Source organism: Streptomyces lienomycini, from assembly GCF_027947595.1.
Lineage (GTDB): Bacteria > Actinomycetota > Actinomycetes > Streptomycetales > Streptomycetaceae > Streptomyces > Streptomyces lienomycini.
Window position 1 is genome coordinate 1,280,149 of sequence record NZ_CP116257.1, and the last position, 14,622, is coordinate 1,294,770.

Sequence of the window (14,622 nt, forward strand, 5' to 3'; positions counted from 1 at the left end):
CAGCGGCTTCGTCCGGCGGCGACCTCGTCCGGCTTTGCGCAGGCTTGGTTCCGGCTTGGTGCGATTATGCACTTACCGGCGGCACGCCACGGCAAACAACGCGGAGGTCAGTCGCCTTCCTTCCGCTCCCGCGTCGAGAGCAGCCGGCGCAGCGAGTACAGCCGTGCCGGGTCGGCGTGGCCCTCGGCGACCCAGGCGTCCAGCGCGCAGTCGGGCTCGTCGTGGCTGCACGCGCGCGGACAGCCCTCCGTGCCGGGCACCAGGTCGGGGAACGCGTTGATCACCCGCGACGGATCGATGTGCGCCAGCCCGAACGACCGTACGCCGGGGGTGTCGACGACCCAGCCCCCCTCCTCCGAGGAGAGCGGCAGGGCGAGGGCCGAGGTCGTGGTGTGCCGGCCGCGCCCCGTCACCGCGTTGACATGCCCCGTCACCCGGCGGCGGTCCTCCGGCACCAGGGTGTTGACCAGGGTCGTCTTGCCGACGCCGGAATGGCCGACGAAGGCCGTGATCCTCCCGTCCAGGTGCTCGCGCACGAGGTCGGCCGCGGCGCCGTTCTCCAGCTCCTCCCGGCTGGTGACCACGTACGGGATGTCCAACGAGCCGTACAGCTCCAGGAGTTCGTCCGGCGGTGCGAGGTCGGACTTGGTCATGACGAGCAGCGGGGTGAGGCCGCCGTCGAACGCCGCGACCAGGCAGCGGTCGATGAGGCGGGGGCGCGGCTCCGGGTCGGCCAGGGCGGTGACGACGGCGAGCTGGTCGGCGTTGGCGACGACCACGCGCTCGTAGGGGTCGTCGTCGTCCGCCGTGCGGCGCAGGACGGAGGTGCGCTCCTCGATGCGGACGATGCGCGCGAGGGTGTCCTTCCTGCCGGTCAGGTCGCCGACCAGGGCCACCCGGTCGCCGACGACCGCGGCCTTGCGGCCCAGTTCACGGGCCTTCATCGCCATGACGATCCGGTCCTCGACCAGGCAGGTCAGCCGGCCCCGGTCCACCGTGAGGACCAGGCCCTCCGCGGCGTCCTCGTGTTTGGGCCGGATGTGGGTGCGCGGCCGGTTGCCCTTGCGGTTCGGGCGGGTGCGGATGTCGTCCTCGTCGGTGTGCTTGCCGTAGCGCCGCATGGCGAACCGTCCCTAAACCCCGAGCATCCCGGTCCAGAGGTCGGGGAAGTCGGGCAGGGTCTTCGCCGTCGTCGCCACGTTCTCGATCTCCACTCCCTCCACCCCGAGGCCGATGACGGCGCCGGCGGTGGCCATGCGGTGGTCCTCGTAGGTGTGGAAGACACCGCCGTGCAGACGGCTCGGGCGGATGTGCAGGCCGTCGGCGGTCTCGGTGACGTCGCCGCCGAGTTCGTTGATCTCCTTGGTGAGCGCCGCCAGCCGGTCCGTCTCGTGCAGCCGCAGGTGGGCCACGCCGCGCAGGGTCGAGGGGGAGTCCGCCAGGGCGGCGACGGCCGCGATGCCCGGGGCCAGCTCGCCGACCTCGCCGAGGTCGACGTCGATGCCGTGGACCGCGCCCGAACCGGTGAGGACGAGCCCGTACTCCGTCAGTTCGCAGGAGCCGCCCATCTCGGTGAAGATCTCGCGCAGCCGGTCACCGGGCTGGGTGGTGCGGGACGGCCAGTCGGGAATCACGACCTTGCCGCCGGTGACCAGGGCCGCCGCCAGGAACGGCTGGGCGTTGGACAGGTCCGGCTCGATCGTCAGGTCCCGGCCGAGCAGCGCACCCGGTGTCACCCGCCAGACGTTCGGTTCGCCGCCGGACTCGGGGGTGTCGACCTGGGCGCCGACCGAGCGCAGCATGTCGACGGTCATGCGGATGTGCGGCACGGAAGGCAGCGCGGAACCGGTGTGGCGGACCTCGACCCCCTGGTTGAACCGCGGCCCGGACAGCAGCAGCGCGCTGACGAACTGGGAGGACGACGACGCGTCGATCTCGACCGCCCCGCCCTCCAGGGCACCGCCGCCGTGCACGGTCAGCGGCAGCGCGCCGCGCCCGTCGTCGTCGACGCGGGCGCCCAGGGTGCGCAGCGCGTCGATCACGCCGTGCAGCGGACGCTCGTACGAACGCGGGTCGCCGTCGAAGCGGACGGCGCCGTCGGCGAGCGTGGCGACCGGCGGCAGGAAGCGCATGACCGTGCCCGCGTTGCCGACGTCGACCGTGGCGGGGCCGCGCAGCCCCGCCGGGATGACCCGCCAGAACTCGCCGGTGCCCTCCGGACCGACGCCCTCCTCGATCTCGACGCCCATCGCGCGCAGCGCCTGAGCCATCAGCAGCGTGTCGCGGGAGCGCAGCGGGCGGCGCAGCCAGCCGGGCTCGGAGGCGAGGGCGGCCAGCACCAGGGCCCGGTTCGTGACCGACTTGGATCCGGGCACGTGGACGGTCGCGTCGACGGCGCCGCTCGCGTGCGGTGCGGGCCAGAGGGCGGTGTGCGCGGGGTTCACGGTCATGGAGCCCACTTTAATGGCTGAGGACGATCGGAGATCTTGATCAAAAGCGGCGAAACCTGACCGAAAACGCAACAGTGCACTTGCCGTGCATATATGCGGAGCCTTGGGAGGCGAGTGGGCGCCCGCCGGGCCTCACAGCTCCAGCAGCCAGCGCCCTCCGCCGATCAGCGAGCACAGCGACACCGCGTGGAACAGGAAGAACCACACCCCCGCCGGCGCGTGCGTCAGCCGTGCCAGCTGGTCGGCGTCCGAGTCGCCGGCGCCGCCCCGCGACCGCTTGGCCTGCAGCTCGAACGCCGGGCGCACCCCGCCGAGCAGCAGGAACCACACCACCGCGTACGCGAACGCCGCCTGCACCTGGGGCCCGGCCAGCCACGACACCAGGACGAACGTGGCGCCGGTGACCACCACCGTCAGCACCCCGTACGCGTTGCGGACCATCACCAGCAGCGCCACCAGCAGCGCCGTCGCCAGCCACAGCAGCAGGGTGATGCGCCCCGCGGCCAGCAGCGCGGCGCCGCCGAGGCCGAGCAGCGGCGGAGCGGTGTAACCGGCCACCGCCGTGAGGATCATGCCGAGACCGTGCGGCTTGCCCCGGCTCACCGTCAGGCCGCTGGTGTCCGAGTGCAGGGTGATCCCGGTCAGGGTGCGGCCGGTCAGCAGGGCCACCAAACCGTGCCCGCCCTCGTGGGCGATGGTGATCGCGTTGCGCGCTATCCGCCACGACCCGCGCGTCGCGACGACGGCGAGCGCGGCCACCAGGGTCGCGACCACCACCCACAGGTCGGGATCGGGCTGGGTGCCGGAGACCTCGTCCCACAGGGAGGTGAGCGAGGCCGATGCGAGGTGGTCCATGTTCGGGGAGGGCTCCTCGTTGACGCGTGGGGTCTGGCAGTGTGGCACGTATGTGCGGACGGTATGCGGCGAGTCGTGGACCCGAGGATCTCGCGGGAATCTTCGAGATCGAGAAGTGGGAGCCCGAGGAGAGCTTGGACCCCGACTACAACGTGGCCCCCACGAAGGAGGTCTACGCCGTCCTGGACCGCCCCCTGAAGGACGTCGAGGACCCGAAGCCGGTTCGCCAGCTGCGGAAACTGAAGTGGGGTCTCGTCCCCTCCTGGTCCAGGACGCCCGAGGGCGGGGCCCGGATGATCAACGCCCGCGCGGAGACCGTCCACGAGAAGCCCTCCTACCGCCGCGCCTTCGCCACCCGGCGCTGCATCCTGCCCGCCGACGGCTACTACGAGTGGGTCACCGGCACGCAGGAGCGGGACCTGGAGGTCGAGGGACGCAGGAAGCGGCCCCGCAAGCAGCCGTACTTCGTGACCCCCGCCGACGGCTCCGTGTTCGCCATGGCCGGGCTCTACGAGTTCTGGCGGGACAAGACGCTGCCGGACGACCACCCGCAGGCCTGGTGGGTGACGTGCTCCGTGATCACCACCGAGGCCGAGACCGCGCCGCTCGCCGTCGCCCCGGCCGACGGCCCGCACGCGCTGGCCGACATCCACCCCCGGATGCCCCTGATGCTGACGCCGGACCGCTGGGACGACTGGCTCGACCCGGCGCGCACCGACCCCGACGAGCTGACCTCCCTGCTGGCGCCCCCGCCCGCCGGGCTGATGCGGGCCTTCCCCGTCCCCACGGCCGTGAGCAACGTCCGCAACAACGGGCCGGAGCTGCTCAAGGAGCTGGAGGCACCCGAAGAGGGCACACTCTTCTGACGTGACGGATGCGACAGAGGTTGTGACAGAGCCGGTCGAGACGGATGCGGGCCCCGCCCGGATCACCTGGCACGCGGCGGTGCGGCCCCGCCTCGTCCTCGCCGTGAGCCACGGCGCCGGCGGCGGCGTCGAGGCACGCGACCTGAAGGCGCTGGCGGCCGCCCTGCCGGCCCACGGGGTGAGCGTCGCCCTCGTCGAGCAGCCCTGGCGGGTGGCCGGCAAGAAGCTGGCGCCCGCGCCGAAGACCCTGGACACCGGCTGGCGGGGCGTCTGGCCCGCGCTCACCGCCCCCGGCCTGCCGGTGGTCTCCGGCGGCCGCAGCGCCGGCGCCCGCGTCGCCTGCCGCACCGCACGCGAACTGGGCGCCCGTGCCGTCCTCGCCCTGAGCTTCCCGCTGCACCCGCCGGGCAAGCCGGAGAAGTCCCGCGCCGACGAGCTGCTCGGGGCCGGCGTGCCCACCCTCGTCGTCCAGGGCGGAAACGACCCGTTCGGCAGGCCCGAGGAGTTCCCCGAGGCTCCCCGCGGCACGTACGAGCTGATCGAGGTGCCGTACGCCGACCACGGCTTCGCCGTGCCCAAACGGGCGGACACCACCCAGGAGAGGGCACTGGAGACGATCACCGGCGGTGTCGCCCGGTGGGCCGGCTCACTCGACTGAACGGCCGGGAATGACCGGCGGGCGGTCACTGTTGTGCCGGACATACGTTGCTGAGAATCAGCACCGACGCCGTAGGAGAGGAAGTCCGCCGCATGGGTTCAGCCTTCTGCCCCAGTCGTGGCCGTGCCGACCTGGACTGGACGGTGCTGCACGCGGCGAAGACCGCCCCTATTCGGGCGGCGGGCGGACCGGATCGTCGTCTATCCTCCGATTCGAGCGGGACCGGTCTCGGTCTCGCGACGTCACTGGAGGAGGTGGGTCCGGTCACTGGGACCGACGCAGGGACCGAACACGGCCAGGCGGAGCAGCCCGAGGGCCGGGGTACGGGCGCGGAGTCGACCGCGGAGCGCAGCGCGCGCTTCGAGCGGGACGCGCTGGAGTTCCTCGACCAGATGTACTCGGCCGCGCTGCGCATGACGCGTAATCCGGCCGACGCCGAGGACCTGGTGCAGGAGACCTACGCCAAGGCGTACGCGTCCTTCCACCAGTTCCGTGAGGGCACCAACCTCAAGGCGTGGCTGTACCGCATCCTCACCAACACCTTCATCAACTCCTACCGCAAGAAGCAGCGCGAACCTCAGCGCAGCGCGGCCGAGGAGATCGAGGACTGGCAGCTCGCGCGTGCCGAGTCGCACATGTCGACGGGTCTGCGCTCCGCGGAGTCGCAGGCGCTCGACCACCTGCCCGACTCGGACGTGAAGCAGGCGCTCCAGGCGATCCCCGAGGAGTTCCGTATCGCCGTGTATCTGGCGGACGTCGAGGGCTTTGCCTACAAGGAGATCGCCGACATCATGGGGACACCCATCGGTACGGTGATGTCCCGGCTGCACCGTGGACGCCGTCAGCTGCGCGGCATGCTGGAGGACTACGCCCGCGACCGCGGCCTGGTCCCCGCCGGCGCCGGAGAGTCGAACGAAGCGAAAGGCTCGGGGTCATGAGCTGCGGAGAGCCGCACGAGACGGATTGCAGCGAAATCCTCGATCATCTCTACGAGTTCCTCGACAAGGAGATGCCGGACTCGGACTGCGTGAAGTTCGAGCACCACTTCGAGGAGTGCTCGCCCTGCCTGGAGAAGTACGGGCTGGAGCAGGCCGTGAAGAAGCTGGTCAAGCGCTGCTGCGGACAGGACGACGTGCCCGGTGACCTGCGGGCCAAGGTCATGGGCCGTCTGGACCTGATCCGCTCCGGGCAGTCCGTGCCCGAGCACGACGTGACGGCCGCGCCGTCGGCTTCCCAGGAGTCCTGAGCAAGTCCTGAGCGGTTCCCACGCCGTTCCGAGTCACTCGTACGTGCTAATCCGCGGGTTATCTGCCCGCGGCCTCCCCGCCGCCGCCTAGGCTCCTGAGCCTGACAGGCATGGCCGGGGGAGGGGCTCATGGACGCGGTACCGGCGCGGGCGCGTGCGTACGTCGCCTGTGTCGCCCTCGTCGCCCTGCTCAGCCTGCGCCCCCTGCCGTCGGTCCACGCGCCCTGGTGGGCGGTCCTGCTGCTCGCCGGGCTGTACGCGGGCTCCGAGCTGGTCGCGCGGTCCCGGTTCGTCGGCACCTGCTATCCCGTCCTGCTCGCCGGTGCCTTCCTGCTGCCGCCGCCCGCCGCGGCGCTCGTGGCCCTGCCCGGGGCCCTGCTCTCCCCGGTGCCGCGGCGACCGTTCGGCCTGCGGCGCGTCTGGCGGGCCGCGCAGCTGACCCTCGCCGTGTGGGCCGCCGCCTGCGTCCACTGGCGGCTCGACGGGCGGGACGCGGTCGTCGAGCCGGACTTCCCGTACGCGCTCCTGCCGGCCGGGGCCGCGGTGCTCGCGTTCTGCCTGGTGCTCACCCTGCTGGACGGCGGGATCCTCGCCCTCGCCGACCGCGTGCCGGCCCGGCGGGCCTGGCGGGGGCTGTTCTCCCGGTCCCTCGCGCCGATCGCCGTGCACGGGCTCGCCGGACTGATGATGGCGGTCCTGTGGCGCAGCCCGTACGGTCCGGTGGCCGCGCTGCTCGTCCTGCTGCCCATGTGCGTGGCCTGGTGGGCGTTCGCCCAGTACCACCGCGAGCAGGCGGCGCACCAGGCGACCATCCGCGCGCTGGTGCAGGCCGTCGACATCAAGGACGGCTACACGCGCGGCCACAGTGAACGCGTCGGCCGGGCCTCGATGATGATCGCCCACGAACTGGGCATGGACGGCGAACGCGTCGAGACCCTCCGCTTCGCCGGGATCCTGCACGACGTCGGCAAGCTCGGCGTGCCCACCCGGCTGCTGCGCAAGGACGGGCCGCTGACGCCCGAGGAGCGGCGGGTGATCGAACTGCACCCCGAGTACGGGCACGAGATGGTCCGCGGAATCCGCTTCCTGGGAGAGGCCCGCGCCGCCGTCCTCCACCACCACGAACGGCTGGACGGCAGCGGCTACCCCTACGGACTGGCCGGCGACCGGATCCCCGAGTCGGCGCGGGTGGTGGCCGTGGCCGACGCCTTCGACGCGATGACGTCCACCCGCTCCTACAGCAGGGCCCGCCCCGTCGCCGCGGCGCTGGAGGAGCTCCAGCGGTGCGCCGGACGGCAGTTCGACCCCCGGATGGTGCGGGCACTGGTCCGTGCCCTCGCCCGCCACGGCTGGCGCCCGTCCGTGACGGCGGACGGCATGTCGGCCCTCCCCGCCGCCCCGTCACCCGGCCTCGACGAGGGCGCGCGGGACAGCGTCGGCAAGGGGGCGCCGTGACGGAGGCGGGAGTCCCCCGCGCGCGAACGGGGAGCGCGGGCCGGCGGCTCCCGGCGGAGCGACGCGGCGGCGCGGAGCGTGCCGGCCGTGCGGGCCGGGGGCGCCATGACGCCGCCCTTCCGGTCGCGGATCCCGCTGTCCTTCCCGGCCCCGCCCCGGCGGGAGCGCCAGGCCACGGGGACGAGGACCGGCGCCCCACCCCGGTCCCCGGTCCCGCCGGCGCTGCTCCTCGTCCCCGGCTGCGCCGGGCTCCTCGCGCTCGGGTGCCTCGCCTCCGTGCTGTGGTCGGGACCCGAGCAGCGGCCCGTCGCGCTCGCCTTCGGGGCCCTCGTCGCCCTCGGCGAGTTGACCCGGCGGACCGGCGCCGAGGCCCGGGAGGCGGCTCCGCTCGGAGCCGCCGGAGCACTGGCGTACGCGCTGCTCGGAGACGTCGCCGGGCAGCCGGCGCACCACGGCGCCGCCCAGACCGTCACCGTCGTGCTCGCCGCCTCACTGCTCGGCAGCGTGCCCCACGTGGCCCGCGGTGACGGACCCGTCCTCGAACACCTGGCGCGACGCGTACTCACCGTCGCCTTCGCCGCCGTGTGCTTCCAGCCGCTGTCCAACCAGGGGGTCTTCCGCGACTGGGGCGGCCCCGCCTACGCGCTGCTGCTGATCGCGCTGCTCGCCCTGACCACGCTGTGCGACGCCGTACTCGCCGCGGCACCCGCGCACGTGCGCACCGGTTGGCCCTTCGGACCGCTGCTGCGGGACGAGCTGCGCGGCATGGTCGGGATCACCTCCGCGGTGTGCGCCACCGGCGCCGTGATGGCGCTCGCGGTGAGCGTCGCGGGCCTGTGGGCGCTGCCCGTCTTCTCGGTGCCCCTGCTGCTCGCCCAGCTGTCCTACCGCCGCTACGCCGCCGTCCGCGCCACCTACCGGCAGACCATCGCCTCCCTGGCCCGCGCCACCGAGATCGCCGGCTACACCCCGGCCGGGCACGCCCACCGCGTCGCCGAACTCGGCGTGGCCGTCGGACGGGACCTGGGGCTGACCGGGACCGAACTGACCGTGCTCGAATACGCGGCCCTCATGCACGACATCGGCCAGCTGAGCCTCGTCGACCCGGTCCCGGCGGGAGCCACCGCCGGCCTGCCCCTCGCCGAACAGCGGCGGATCGCGCTGCTCGGCGGCGCCGTCGTCCGCCAGACCGGCGTCGAGGCGGCCGTCGCGGTGGTGGTGGAGCGGCAGGCCGACCCCTGCCGGGAACAGCCGGTCGCGGCCCGGATCGTGCGCGTCGTGAACGCCTACGAGGAGAAGGCGCGCGACGCCGGTCCGGGCGGTGTCCTGACGGCGCTGGAGGAGCTGCGCCTGGCCACCGCCGGCGACTACGCTCCCGAGGTGGTGGAGGCACTGGCCCGGGTCCTTTCCCGCGGCAGCCTTACCATGCGCACGGCTGGGTAACCCATGGGTAATGAGCGCCCCTACAGCCGTACGTGGTTTGATGCCCGGGAGAGGGTGTCCGGGGGCGCGAAAGGCACAGCCAGCCCACTGAAACGGAACTGGCAGGCGGGAATCGTGAGGATCTTCGGCAAGGCACGGCACCGGCCCTCCGCCTCCTGGCGGCAGGCCACCGACCGCGCGTTCACGCTGATCGGCGACGGTCGCTACGACGACGCGGGGGCGCTGCTGACGCGGGCGGCGGACCTGGAGCCCTGGCTGTCGGAGTCCTGGTTCAACCTGGCCCTGCTGCACAAGTTCCGCCACGACTGGGAGCAGGCGAGGGCGGCCGGTCTGCGGGCCGTGGCGCTGCTCGGCCGGGACACCGGAGCGCCCGACTGGTGGAACGTCGGCATCGCCGCGACCGCCCTGCAGGACTGGCCCCTGGCCCGCCGGGCCTGGCAGGCCTACGGGCTGCGCGCCCCCGGAGACGCCACGGACGCCGGTGAGCCGCTCGGCATGGACCTCGGCAGCGCGGCCGTACGACTGTCCCCGGAAGGCGAGGCGGAGGTCGTGTGGGGGCGGCGGCTGGACCCCGCCCGCGTCGAAGTGCTGTCCATCCCGCTGCCGTCCTCCGGGCGGCGCTGGGGCGAGGTCGTCCTGCACGACGGGGTGCCGCACGGCGAGCGGACGACGTCGGCCGGGCACTCCTACCCCGTCTTCGACGAGATCGAGCTGTGGGCGCCCTCGCCCGTGCCCACCTGGGTGGTCCTCCTGGAGGCCGCCACCGAGTCCGACCGGGACGCCCTGGAGCAGCTGGCCGCCGACGCCGGGTTCGCCGCCGAGGACTGGTCGTCCTCCGTCCGGCTGCTGTGCCGGATGTGCTCGGAGTCCCGGATGCCGTCCGACGAGGGCGAGGGCGAGCACCTCGACCCGCACGACCACAGCGAACCCGGCCACCCCGGGCCGCTGGGGCACCGCACCGACGGGCAGCTGTGGGTGCCGGAGCGGGAGTGCGGGGTGGCGGCGCCGGCCGGGCTGGTGAAGGGGTTGCTGGACGGCTGGGTGGCCGACAGCCCGGACTCGCGCGACTGGCGGGACCTGGAAGAGGTCTGCTGAGGTTTTCCTACGAGTGCGGCCACGTCGTGGCTGGTCGCGCCCACGCTGCGGAGCCGCATGGCGACACTGGCCCGCGCCCCTTTCGGGGGCGTGCCCCCCGTACCCTGTATCAAGCATCAACCTCGGTTTCACCCAGGAAGGCATACGTCGGTCATGGCCCAGCAGGACACCGATCAGCAGCACCCGGGCGTGCTCCCCGTGGACGACGAGGGGTTCGTCGTCGACACCGAGGACTGCGAGGAGCGTGAGGCCGACTGGCGCGGGCGCGGCACCTCGCGTCCGATCACGGTGGTCGGCAATCCGGTGCTGCACAAGGAGTGCGAGGACGTCACCGACTTCGGCGAGGAGTTCCAGCAGCTGGTGGCCGACATGTTCGCCAGCCAGCGCACCGCCGAGGGCGTGGGCCTGGCCGCCAACCAGATCGGCGTCTCCCGGAAGGTCTTCGTCTACGACTGCCCCGACGACGAGGGCGTCCGCCACGTCGGCGTGGTCTGCAACCCCAAGCTGGTCGAACTGCCCGCCGACAGCCGCCGCCTGGACGACAGCAACGAGGGCTGCCTGTCCGTGCCGACCGCCTACGCGCCGCTCGCCCGCCCCGACTACGCCGAGGTGACCGGGCAGGACGAGCAGGGCAACCCGGTCAAGGTGCGCGGCACCGGGTACTTCGCACGGTGTTTGCAGCACGAGACGGACCACCTGTACGGGTACCTGTACATCGACCGGCTCTCCAAGCGCGAACGCAAGGACGCACTGCGGCAGATGGCCGAGAACGAGCCCCGCTACCCCGTGGTCGCGAACGACTGACACCGCCTCACCCGCCTCACGTCTCCCATGCGCACGGCGCCTGTCCGGGTCTTCCCCGGGCAGGCGCCGTTCGTCTGTGCGCGCCAGTGGAAAGCCGCCACACAACAGGAGAATTCCGGCACCGAGGGGTAGTGAATGAAGCAAATCCGTTCCCAGAACGGTCAGTTGTGGTGCTGAATGGGAAGTGCGGGGATACGCAACGGCGCACGCCCCGCTCAGCGAGAGGGGTGCGCCACCGGCGGCTGAGAGGGGTTTGTTCGTGCATGCTTTCTCACACGGCACCACAGCGACACCGACCGCGATCGCAGTACCGCCATCGCTCCGTCTTCCGGTGATCGAGGCGGCATTTCCCCGGAAACTGCATCCGTATTGGCCCAAGCTCCAGGAGACGACCCGCGCCTGGCTGCTCGAAAAGCGGCTCATGCCGGCGGACAAGGTCGCGGAATATGCCGATGGCCTGTGCTACACGGACCTCATGGCGGGGTACTACCTGGGCGCCCCCGACGAGGTCATGCAGGCGATAGCGGACTACAGCGCGTGGTTCTTCGTCTGGGACGACCGGCACGACCGCGACATCGTCCACGGCCGTTCCGCCGCCTGGGGGCGGCTGCGCGGCCGCCTGCACACTGCGCTGGACTCACCCGGGGACCATCTGCACCACGAGGACGCGCTGGTGGCCGGGTTCGCCGACAGCGTGCGGCGGCTCTACGCCTTCCTGCCCCGGACGTGGAACGACCGGTTCGCCCGGCACTTCCACGCGGTGATCGAGGCGTACGACCGTGAATTCCACAACCGCACCCGCACCATCGTGCCCGGCGTCGAGGAGTACCTCGAACTGCGCCGGCTCACGTTCGCGCACTGGATCTGGACGGATCTGCTGGAACCCAGCTCGGGCCGCGAACTCCCGGACCCGGTAAGGAAACACCCGGCATATCGCCGGGCGGCGCTGCTGAGTCAGGAATTCGCCGCCTGGTACAACGACCTCTGCTCACTTCCGAAGGAGATCGCGGGAGACGAGGTCCATAATCTCGGCATCAGCCTCATCACGCATCATTCACTCACGCTGGAAGAAGCCATCGCAGAAGTCCGGCGACGCGTCGAGGAATGCATCACCGAATTCCTCGAAGTGGAACAGGACGCCTTACGGTTCGCCGACGAACTCGCCGACGGAACCGTGCACGGAAAGGAACTGAGCGGCGCCGTGCGGGCCAACGTCGGCAATATGCGGAACTGGTTCAGTTCCGTCTACTGGTTCCACCACGAGTCCGGCCGGTACATGGTCGACAGCTGGGACGACCGGTCCACGCCCCCGTACGTCAACAACGAAGCGGCAGGTGAGAAATGACCGTCGAGTCCGTCAACCCCGAGACCCGCTCACAGGCGGCACCGGAACTGCGCGAGCCACCCGTCGCGGGCGGCGGTGTGCCGCTGCTCGGCCACGGCTGGAGGCTGGCCCGCGACCCGCTGGCCTTCATGTCCCAACTGCGCGACCACGGCGACATCGTGCGCATCAAGCTCGGCCCGAAGACCGTCTACGCGGTCACGAACCCGGAGCTCACCGGCGCCCTCGCGCTGAGCCCCGACTACCACATAGCCGGCCCGCTCTGGGAGTCGCTGGAGGGACTGCTCGGCAAGGAGGGCGTGGCGACCGCCAACGGCCCGCTCCACCGCCGCCAGCGGCGCACCATCCAGCCGGCGTTCCGGCTCGACGCCATCCCCGCCTACGGCCCGATCATGGAGGAGGAGGCCCACGCGCTCGTCGAGCGCTGGCAGTCGGGGCGGACCGTCGACGCCACCTCCGAGTCCTTCCGGGTCGCGGTGCGCGTCGCCGCCCGCTGCCTGTTGCGCGGACAGTACATGGACGAGCGGGCCGAGCGGCTGTGCGTGGCGCTCGCCACCGTCTTCCGGGGCATGTACCGGCGGATGGTCGTCCCGCTCGGACCGCTGTACCGGCTGCCGCTTCCGGCCAACCGCCGATTCAACGACGCGTTGGCCGATCTGCACCTGCTGGTCGACGAGATCATCGCCGAGCGTCGCGCATCCGGTCAAAAGCCGGACGATTTGCTCACGGCATTGCTGGAGGCGAAGGACGACAATGGTGACCCGATCGGGGAACAGGAGATCCACGACCAGGTCGTCGCGATACTCACCCCCGGAAGTGAAACCATTGCCTCCACGATCATGTGGTTGCTCCAGGCACTTGCCGCGCATCCGGAACATGCCGACCGCATACGCGACGAAGTCGAAGCGGTCACCGGCGGACGCCCCGTGGCATTCGAAGACGTCCGCGCGCTCACGCACACCGGCAATGTCATCGTCGAGGCCATGCGTTTGCGGCCGGCCGTATGGGTATTGACGCGGCGTGCGATGGCCGAGAGTGAACTCGGTGGCTATCGCATTCCGGCCGGGGCGGACATCATCTACAGTCCGTATGCAATCCAACGCGATCCGAAGTCGTACGACGACAACCTGGAGTTCGACCCCGACCGGTGGCTCCCGGAACGCGCGAAGAATGTTCCGAAATACGCCATGAAGCCGTTCAGTGCCGGCAAACGGAAGTGCCCGAGTGACCACTTCTCGATGGCGCAGCTGACTCTGATCACGGCCGCGCTCGCCACCAGGTACCGCTTCGAGCAGGTGGCGGGCTCGAACGACGCCGTCCGGGTCGGCATCACCCTGCGGCCGCACGACCTGCTGGTCAGGCCGGTGGAGAGGTGACGCTCAGGCGGCGGCCTCCGGGCCTCGGAAGGCACGCCGGTAGGCGTGCGGGGTGGTGCCCAGGGCCCGGGTGAACTGGTGCCTCAGGGCCGCCGCCGTACCGAAACCGGTGCGCCAGGCGATCGTGTCCATCGTCTCGTCCGTCGCCTCCAGCAGTTGCTGGGCCAGCAGCACCCGCTGGCGCAGGATCCACCGGTAGGGGGTCGTCCCCGTCTCCTGCTGGAAGCGGCGGGCGAAGGTGCGCGGCGACATGTGCGCCCGGACGGCGAGCTGTTCGACGGTGACCTCCTCGTCGAGGTGCTGCTCCATCCAGGCCAGCACCTCGCCGACGGTGTCGCAGGAGGAGCGCGGCAGCGGCCGTTCGATGTACTGCGCCTGCCCGCCGTCCCGGTGCGGCGGCACCACCATGCGCCGGGCGATCCGGTTGGCGACCTCCGGCCCCTGCTCCTTGCGCACGATGTGGAGACAGGCGTCGATGCCCGCGGCGGTCCCGGCCGAGGTGATCACCGGGTCCTCGTCGACGTAGAGCACGTCCGGCGAGACCCGGGCCCCCGGATACTGCCGGGCCAGCTCGGCCGCGTGGTGCCAGTGCACCGCGCACCGCCGCCCGTCCAGGAGTCCGGCGGCGGCCAGCACGAAGACCCCGGAGCACACGCTCAGGACGCGTGCGCCCCGGTCCACGGCCTGCCGCAGGGCGTTAAGCAGTGCGGGCGGGTAGTCCCGGCGGACGAAGTCGCTGCCCGCCGGCACGGCGATCAGGTCGGCCTCCGCCAGCCGGTCGAGACCGTACGGCGTGCGGACGGAGAGCCCGCCGACATGGGTGCTCAGCGTCGGGCCCTCCGCCGACACCACCGCGAAGTCGTACTTCGGCAGGCCCTCGTCGGTCCGGTCGATGCCGAAGACCTCACAGACGACGCCCAGTTCGAAAGGGTGCACCCCGTCCAGCAGGACCGCGGCCACGTTCTGCAACATGCCGCCAGTGTGCCCCGGAAGTGGCAGGAAATCGAGGCCCTACGGCAGTCCTGCCACTCC

At 71.8% G+C, this 14,622-nt stretch carries 14 protein-coding genes; 10 read left to right on the top strand and 4 right to left on the bottom strand.

Features of this window, described 5'->3' with window-relative positions; translation table 11 throughout:
- Nucleotides 1-107: 107 nt before the first annotated feature.
- The 3 genes from rsgA to BJ961_RS06090 all read right to left on the bottom strand — a co-directional run bounded on the left by rsgA (nucleotide 108) and on the right by BJ961_RS06090 (nucleotide 3,305).
- Nucleotides 108-1,121 carry a ribosome small subunit-dependent GTPase A gene (rsgA, locus tag BJ961_RS06080; RefSeq protein ID WP_271320279.1) on the bottom strand — a complete coding sequence of 338 codons (1,014 nt, stop codon included), beginning with the start codon at nucleotides 1,119-1,121 and terminating at the stop codon, nucleotides 108-110.
- A gap of 12 nt (nucleotides 1,122-1,133) precedes the next feature.
- Nucleotides 1,134-2,450, bottom strand: a complete 1,317-nt coding sequence (gene aroA, locus BJ961_RS06085) for a 3-phosphoshikimate 1-carboxyvinyltransferase (RefSeq protein WP_271320280.1) — start codon at nucleotides 2,448-2,450, stop codon at nucleotides 1,134-1,136.
- Nucleotides 2,451-2,582: 132 nt separating this feature from the next.
- Nucleotides 2,583-3,305 (bottom strand): M50 family metallopeptidase, encoded by a 723-nt coding sequence (locus tag BJ961_RS06090; RefSeq protein WP_271320281.1) that lies wholly within the window; start codon nucleotides 3,303-3,305, stop codon nucleotides 2,583-2,585.
- A 50-nt stretch (nucleotides 3,306-3,355) separates the two neighbouring features.
- Here BJ961_RS06090 and BJ961_RS06095 point away from each other — a divergent pair, with 50 nt between their 5' ends.
- The 10 genes from BJ961_RS06095 to BJ961_RS06140 all read left to right on the top strand — a co-directional run bounded on the left by BJ961_RS06095 (nucleotide 3,356) and on the right by BJ961_RS06140 (nucleotide 13,590).
- A complete protein-coding gene (locus tag BJ961_RS06095) occupies nucleotides 3,356-4,171 on the top strand; it encodes an SOS response-associated peptidase (RefSeq protein WP_271320282.1) in 816 nt (271 codons plus the stop codon).
- 22 nt (nucleotides 4,172-4,193) lie between these two features.
- The gene (locus BJ961_RS06100; RefSeq protein ID WP_271416976.1) at nucleotides 4,194-4,829 is read left to right on the top strand and encodes an alpha/beta hydrolase family protein; all 636 of its coding nucleotides are present in this window, start codon (nucleotides 4,194-4,196) and stop codon (nucleotides 4,827-4,829) included.
- A 254-nt stretch (nucleotides 4,830-5,083) separates the two neighbouring features.
- The gene (gene sigR, locus BJ961_RS06105) at nucleotides 5,084-5,767 is read left to right on the top strand and encodes an RNA polymerase sigma factor SigR (RefSeq protein ID WP_003973756.1); all 684 of its coding nucleotides are present in this window, start codon (nucleotides 5,084-5,086) and stop codon (nucleotides 5,765-5,767) included.
- Nucleotides 5,764-6,075, top strand: a complete 312-nt coding sequence (gene rsrA / locus BJ961_RS06110) for a mycothiol system anti-sigma-R factor (protein ID WP_271320283.1) — start codon at nucleotides 5,764-5,766, stop codon at nucleotides 6,073-6,075. The genes sigR and rsrA overlap by 4 nt, the downstream gene beginning before the upstream one ends.
- Before the next feature lie 129 nt (nucleotides 6,076-6,204).
- Nucleotides 6,205-7,530, top strand: coding sequence for an HD-GYP domain-containing protein (locus tag BJ961_RS06115; RefSeq protein WP_271320284.1), 1,326 nt, complete (start codon nucleotides 6,205-6,207; stop codon nucleotides 7,528-7,530).
- A 105-nt stretch (nucleotides 7,531-7,635) separates the two neighbouring features.
- On the top strand, nucleotides 7,636-8,973 hold the full coding sequence (locus BJ961_RS06120) for an HD-GYP domain-containing protein (protein ID WP_271320285.1): 1,338 nt from the start codon (nucleotides 7,636-7,638) through the stop codon (nucleotides 8,971-8,973).
- 114 nt (nucleotides 8,974-9,087) lie between these two features.
- Nucleotides 9,088-10,068, top strand: coding sequence for a tetratricopeptide repeat protein (locus BJ961_RS06125; protein WP_271320286.1), 981 nt, complete (start codon nucleotides 9,088-9,090; stop codon nucleotides 10,066-10,068).
- Nucleotides 10,069-10,221: 153 nt separating this feature from the next.
- Complete coding sequence (gene def, locus BJ961_RS06130) at nucleotides 10,222-10,872, top strand: peptide deformylase (protein ID WP_271320287.1); 651 nt, start codon at nucleotides 10,222-10,224, stop codon at nucleotides 10,870-10,872.
- 259 nt (nucleotides 10,873-11,131) lie between these two features.
- Nucleotides 11,132-12,217 (top strand): epi-isozizaene synthase, encoded by a 1,086-nt coding sequence (cyc1, locus tag BJ961_RS06135; protein WP_271416977.1) that lies wholly within the window; start codon nucleotides 11,132-11,134, stop codon nucleotides 12,215-12,217.
- Nucleotides 12,214-13,590 carry a bifunctional albaflavenone monooxygenase/terpene synthase gene (locus BJ961_RS06140; RefSeq protein WP_271320288.1) on the top strand — a complete coding sequence of 459 codons (1,377 nt, stop codon included), beginning with the start codon at nucleotides 12,214-12,216 and terminating at the stop codon, nucleotides 13,588-13,590. Before cyc1 ends, BJ961_RS06140 begins: the two co-directional genes overlap by 4 nt.
- Nucleotides 13,591-13,593: 3 nt before the next feature.
- On the opposite strand, the gene BJ961_RS06145 is transcribed toward BJ961_RS06140, so the two are convergent.
- Entirely contained in the window at nucleotides 13,594-14,562 is a 969-nt protein-coding gene (locus tag BJ961_RS06145; RefSeq protein WP_271320289.1) for a GlxA family transcriptional regulator, read from the bottom strand.
- Nucleotides 14,563-14,622: the final 60 nt, after the last annotated feature.

Excerpts from the sequence above, each read along its gene's own strand:
- BJ961_RS06115 (WP_271320284.1), top strand. The coding sequence starts at position 6,205 with ATGGACGCGGTACCGGCGCGGGCGCGTGCGTACGTCGCCTGTGTCGCC.
- def (WP_271320287.1), top strand. The coding sequence starts at position 10,222 with ATGGCCCAGCAGGACACCGATCAGCAGCACCCGGGCGTGCTCCCCGTG.
- BJ961_RS06095 (WP_271320282.1), top strand. The coding sequence starts at position 3,356 with ATGTGCGGACGGTATGCGGCGAGTCGTGGACCCGAGGATCTCGCGGGA.
- BJ961_RS06120 (WP_271320285.1), top strand. The coding sequence starts at position 7,636 with ATGACGCCGCCCTTCCGGTCGCGGATCCCGCTGTCCTTCCCGGCCCCG.
- BJ961_RS06140 (WP_271320288.1), top strand. The coding sequence starts at position 12,214 with ATGACCGTCGAGTCCGTCAACCCCGAGACCCGCTCACAGGCGGCACCG.
- rsgA (WP_271320279.1), bottom strand. The coding sequence starts at position 1,121 with ATGCGGCGCTACGGCAAGCACACCGACGAGGACGACATCCGCACCCGC.
- BJ961_RS06145 (WP_271320289.1), bottom strand. The coding sequence starts at position 14,562 with ATGTTGCAGAACGTGGCCGCGGTCCTGCTGGACGGGGTGCACCCTTTC.
- aroA (WP_271320280.1), bottom strand. The coding sequence starts at position 2,450 with ATGACCGTGAACCCCGCGCACACCGCCCTCTGGCCCGCACCGCACGCG.
- rsrA (WP_271320283.1), top strand. The coding sequence starts at position 5,764 with ATGAGCTGCGGAGAGCCGCACGAGACGGATTGCAGCGAAATCCTCGAT.
- BJ961_RS06090 (WP_271320281.1), bottom strand. The coding sequence starts at position 3,305 with ATGGACCACCTCGCATCGGCCTCGCTCACCTCCCTGTGGGACGAGGTC.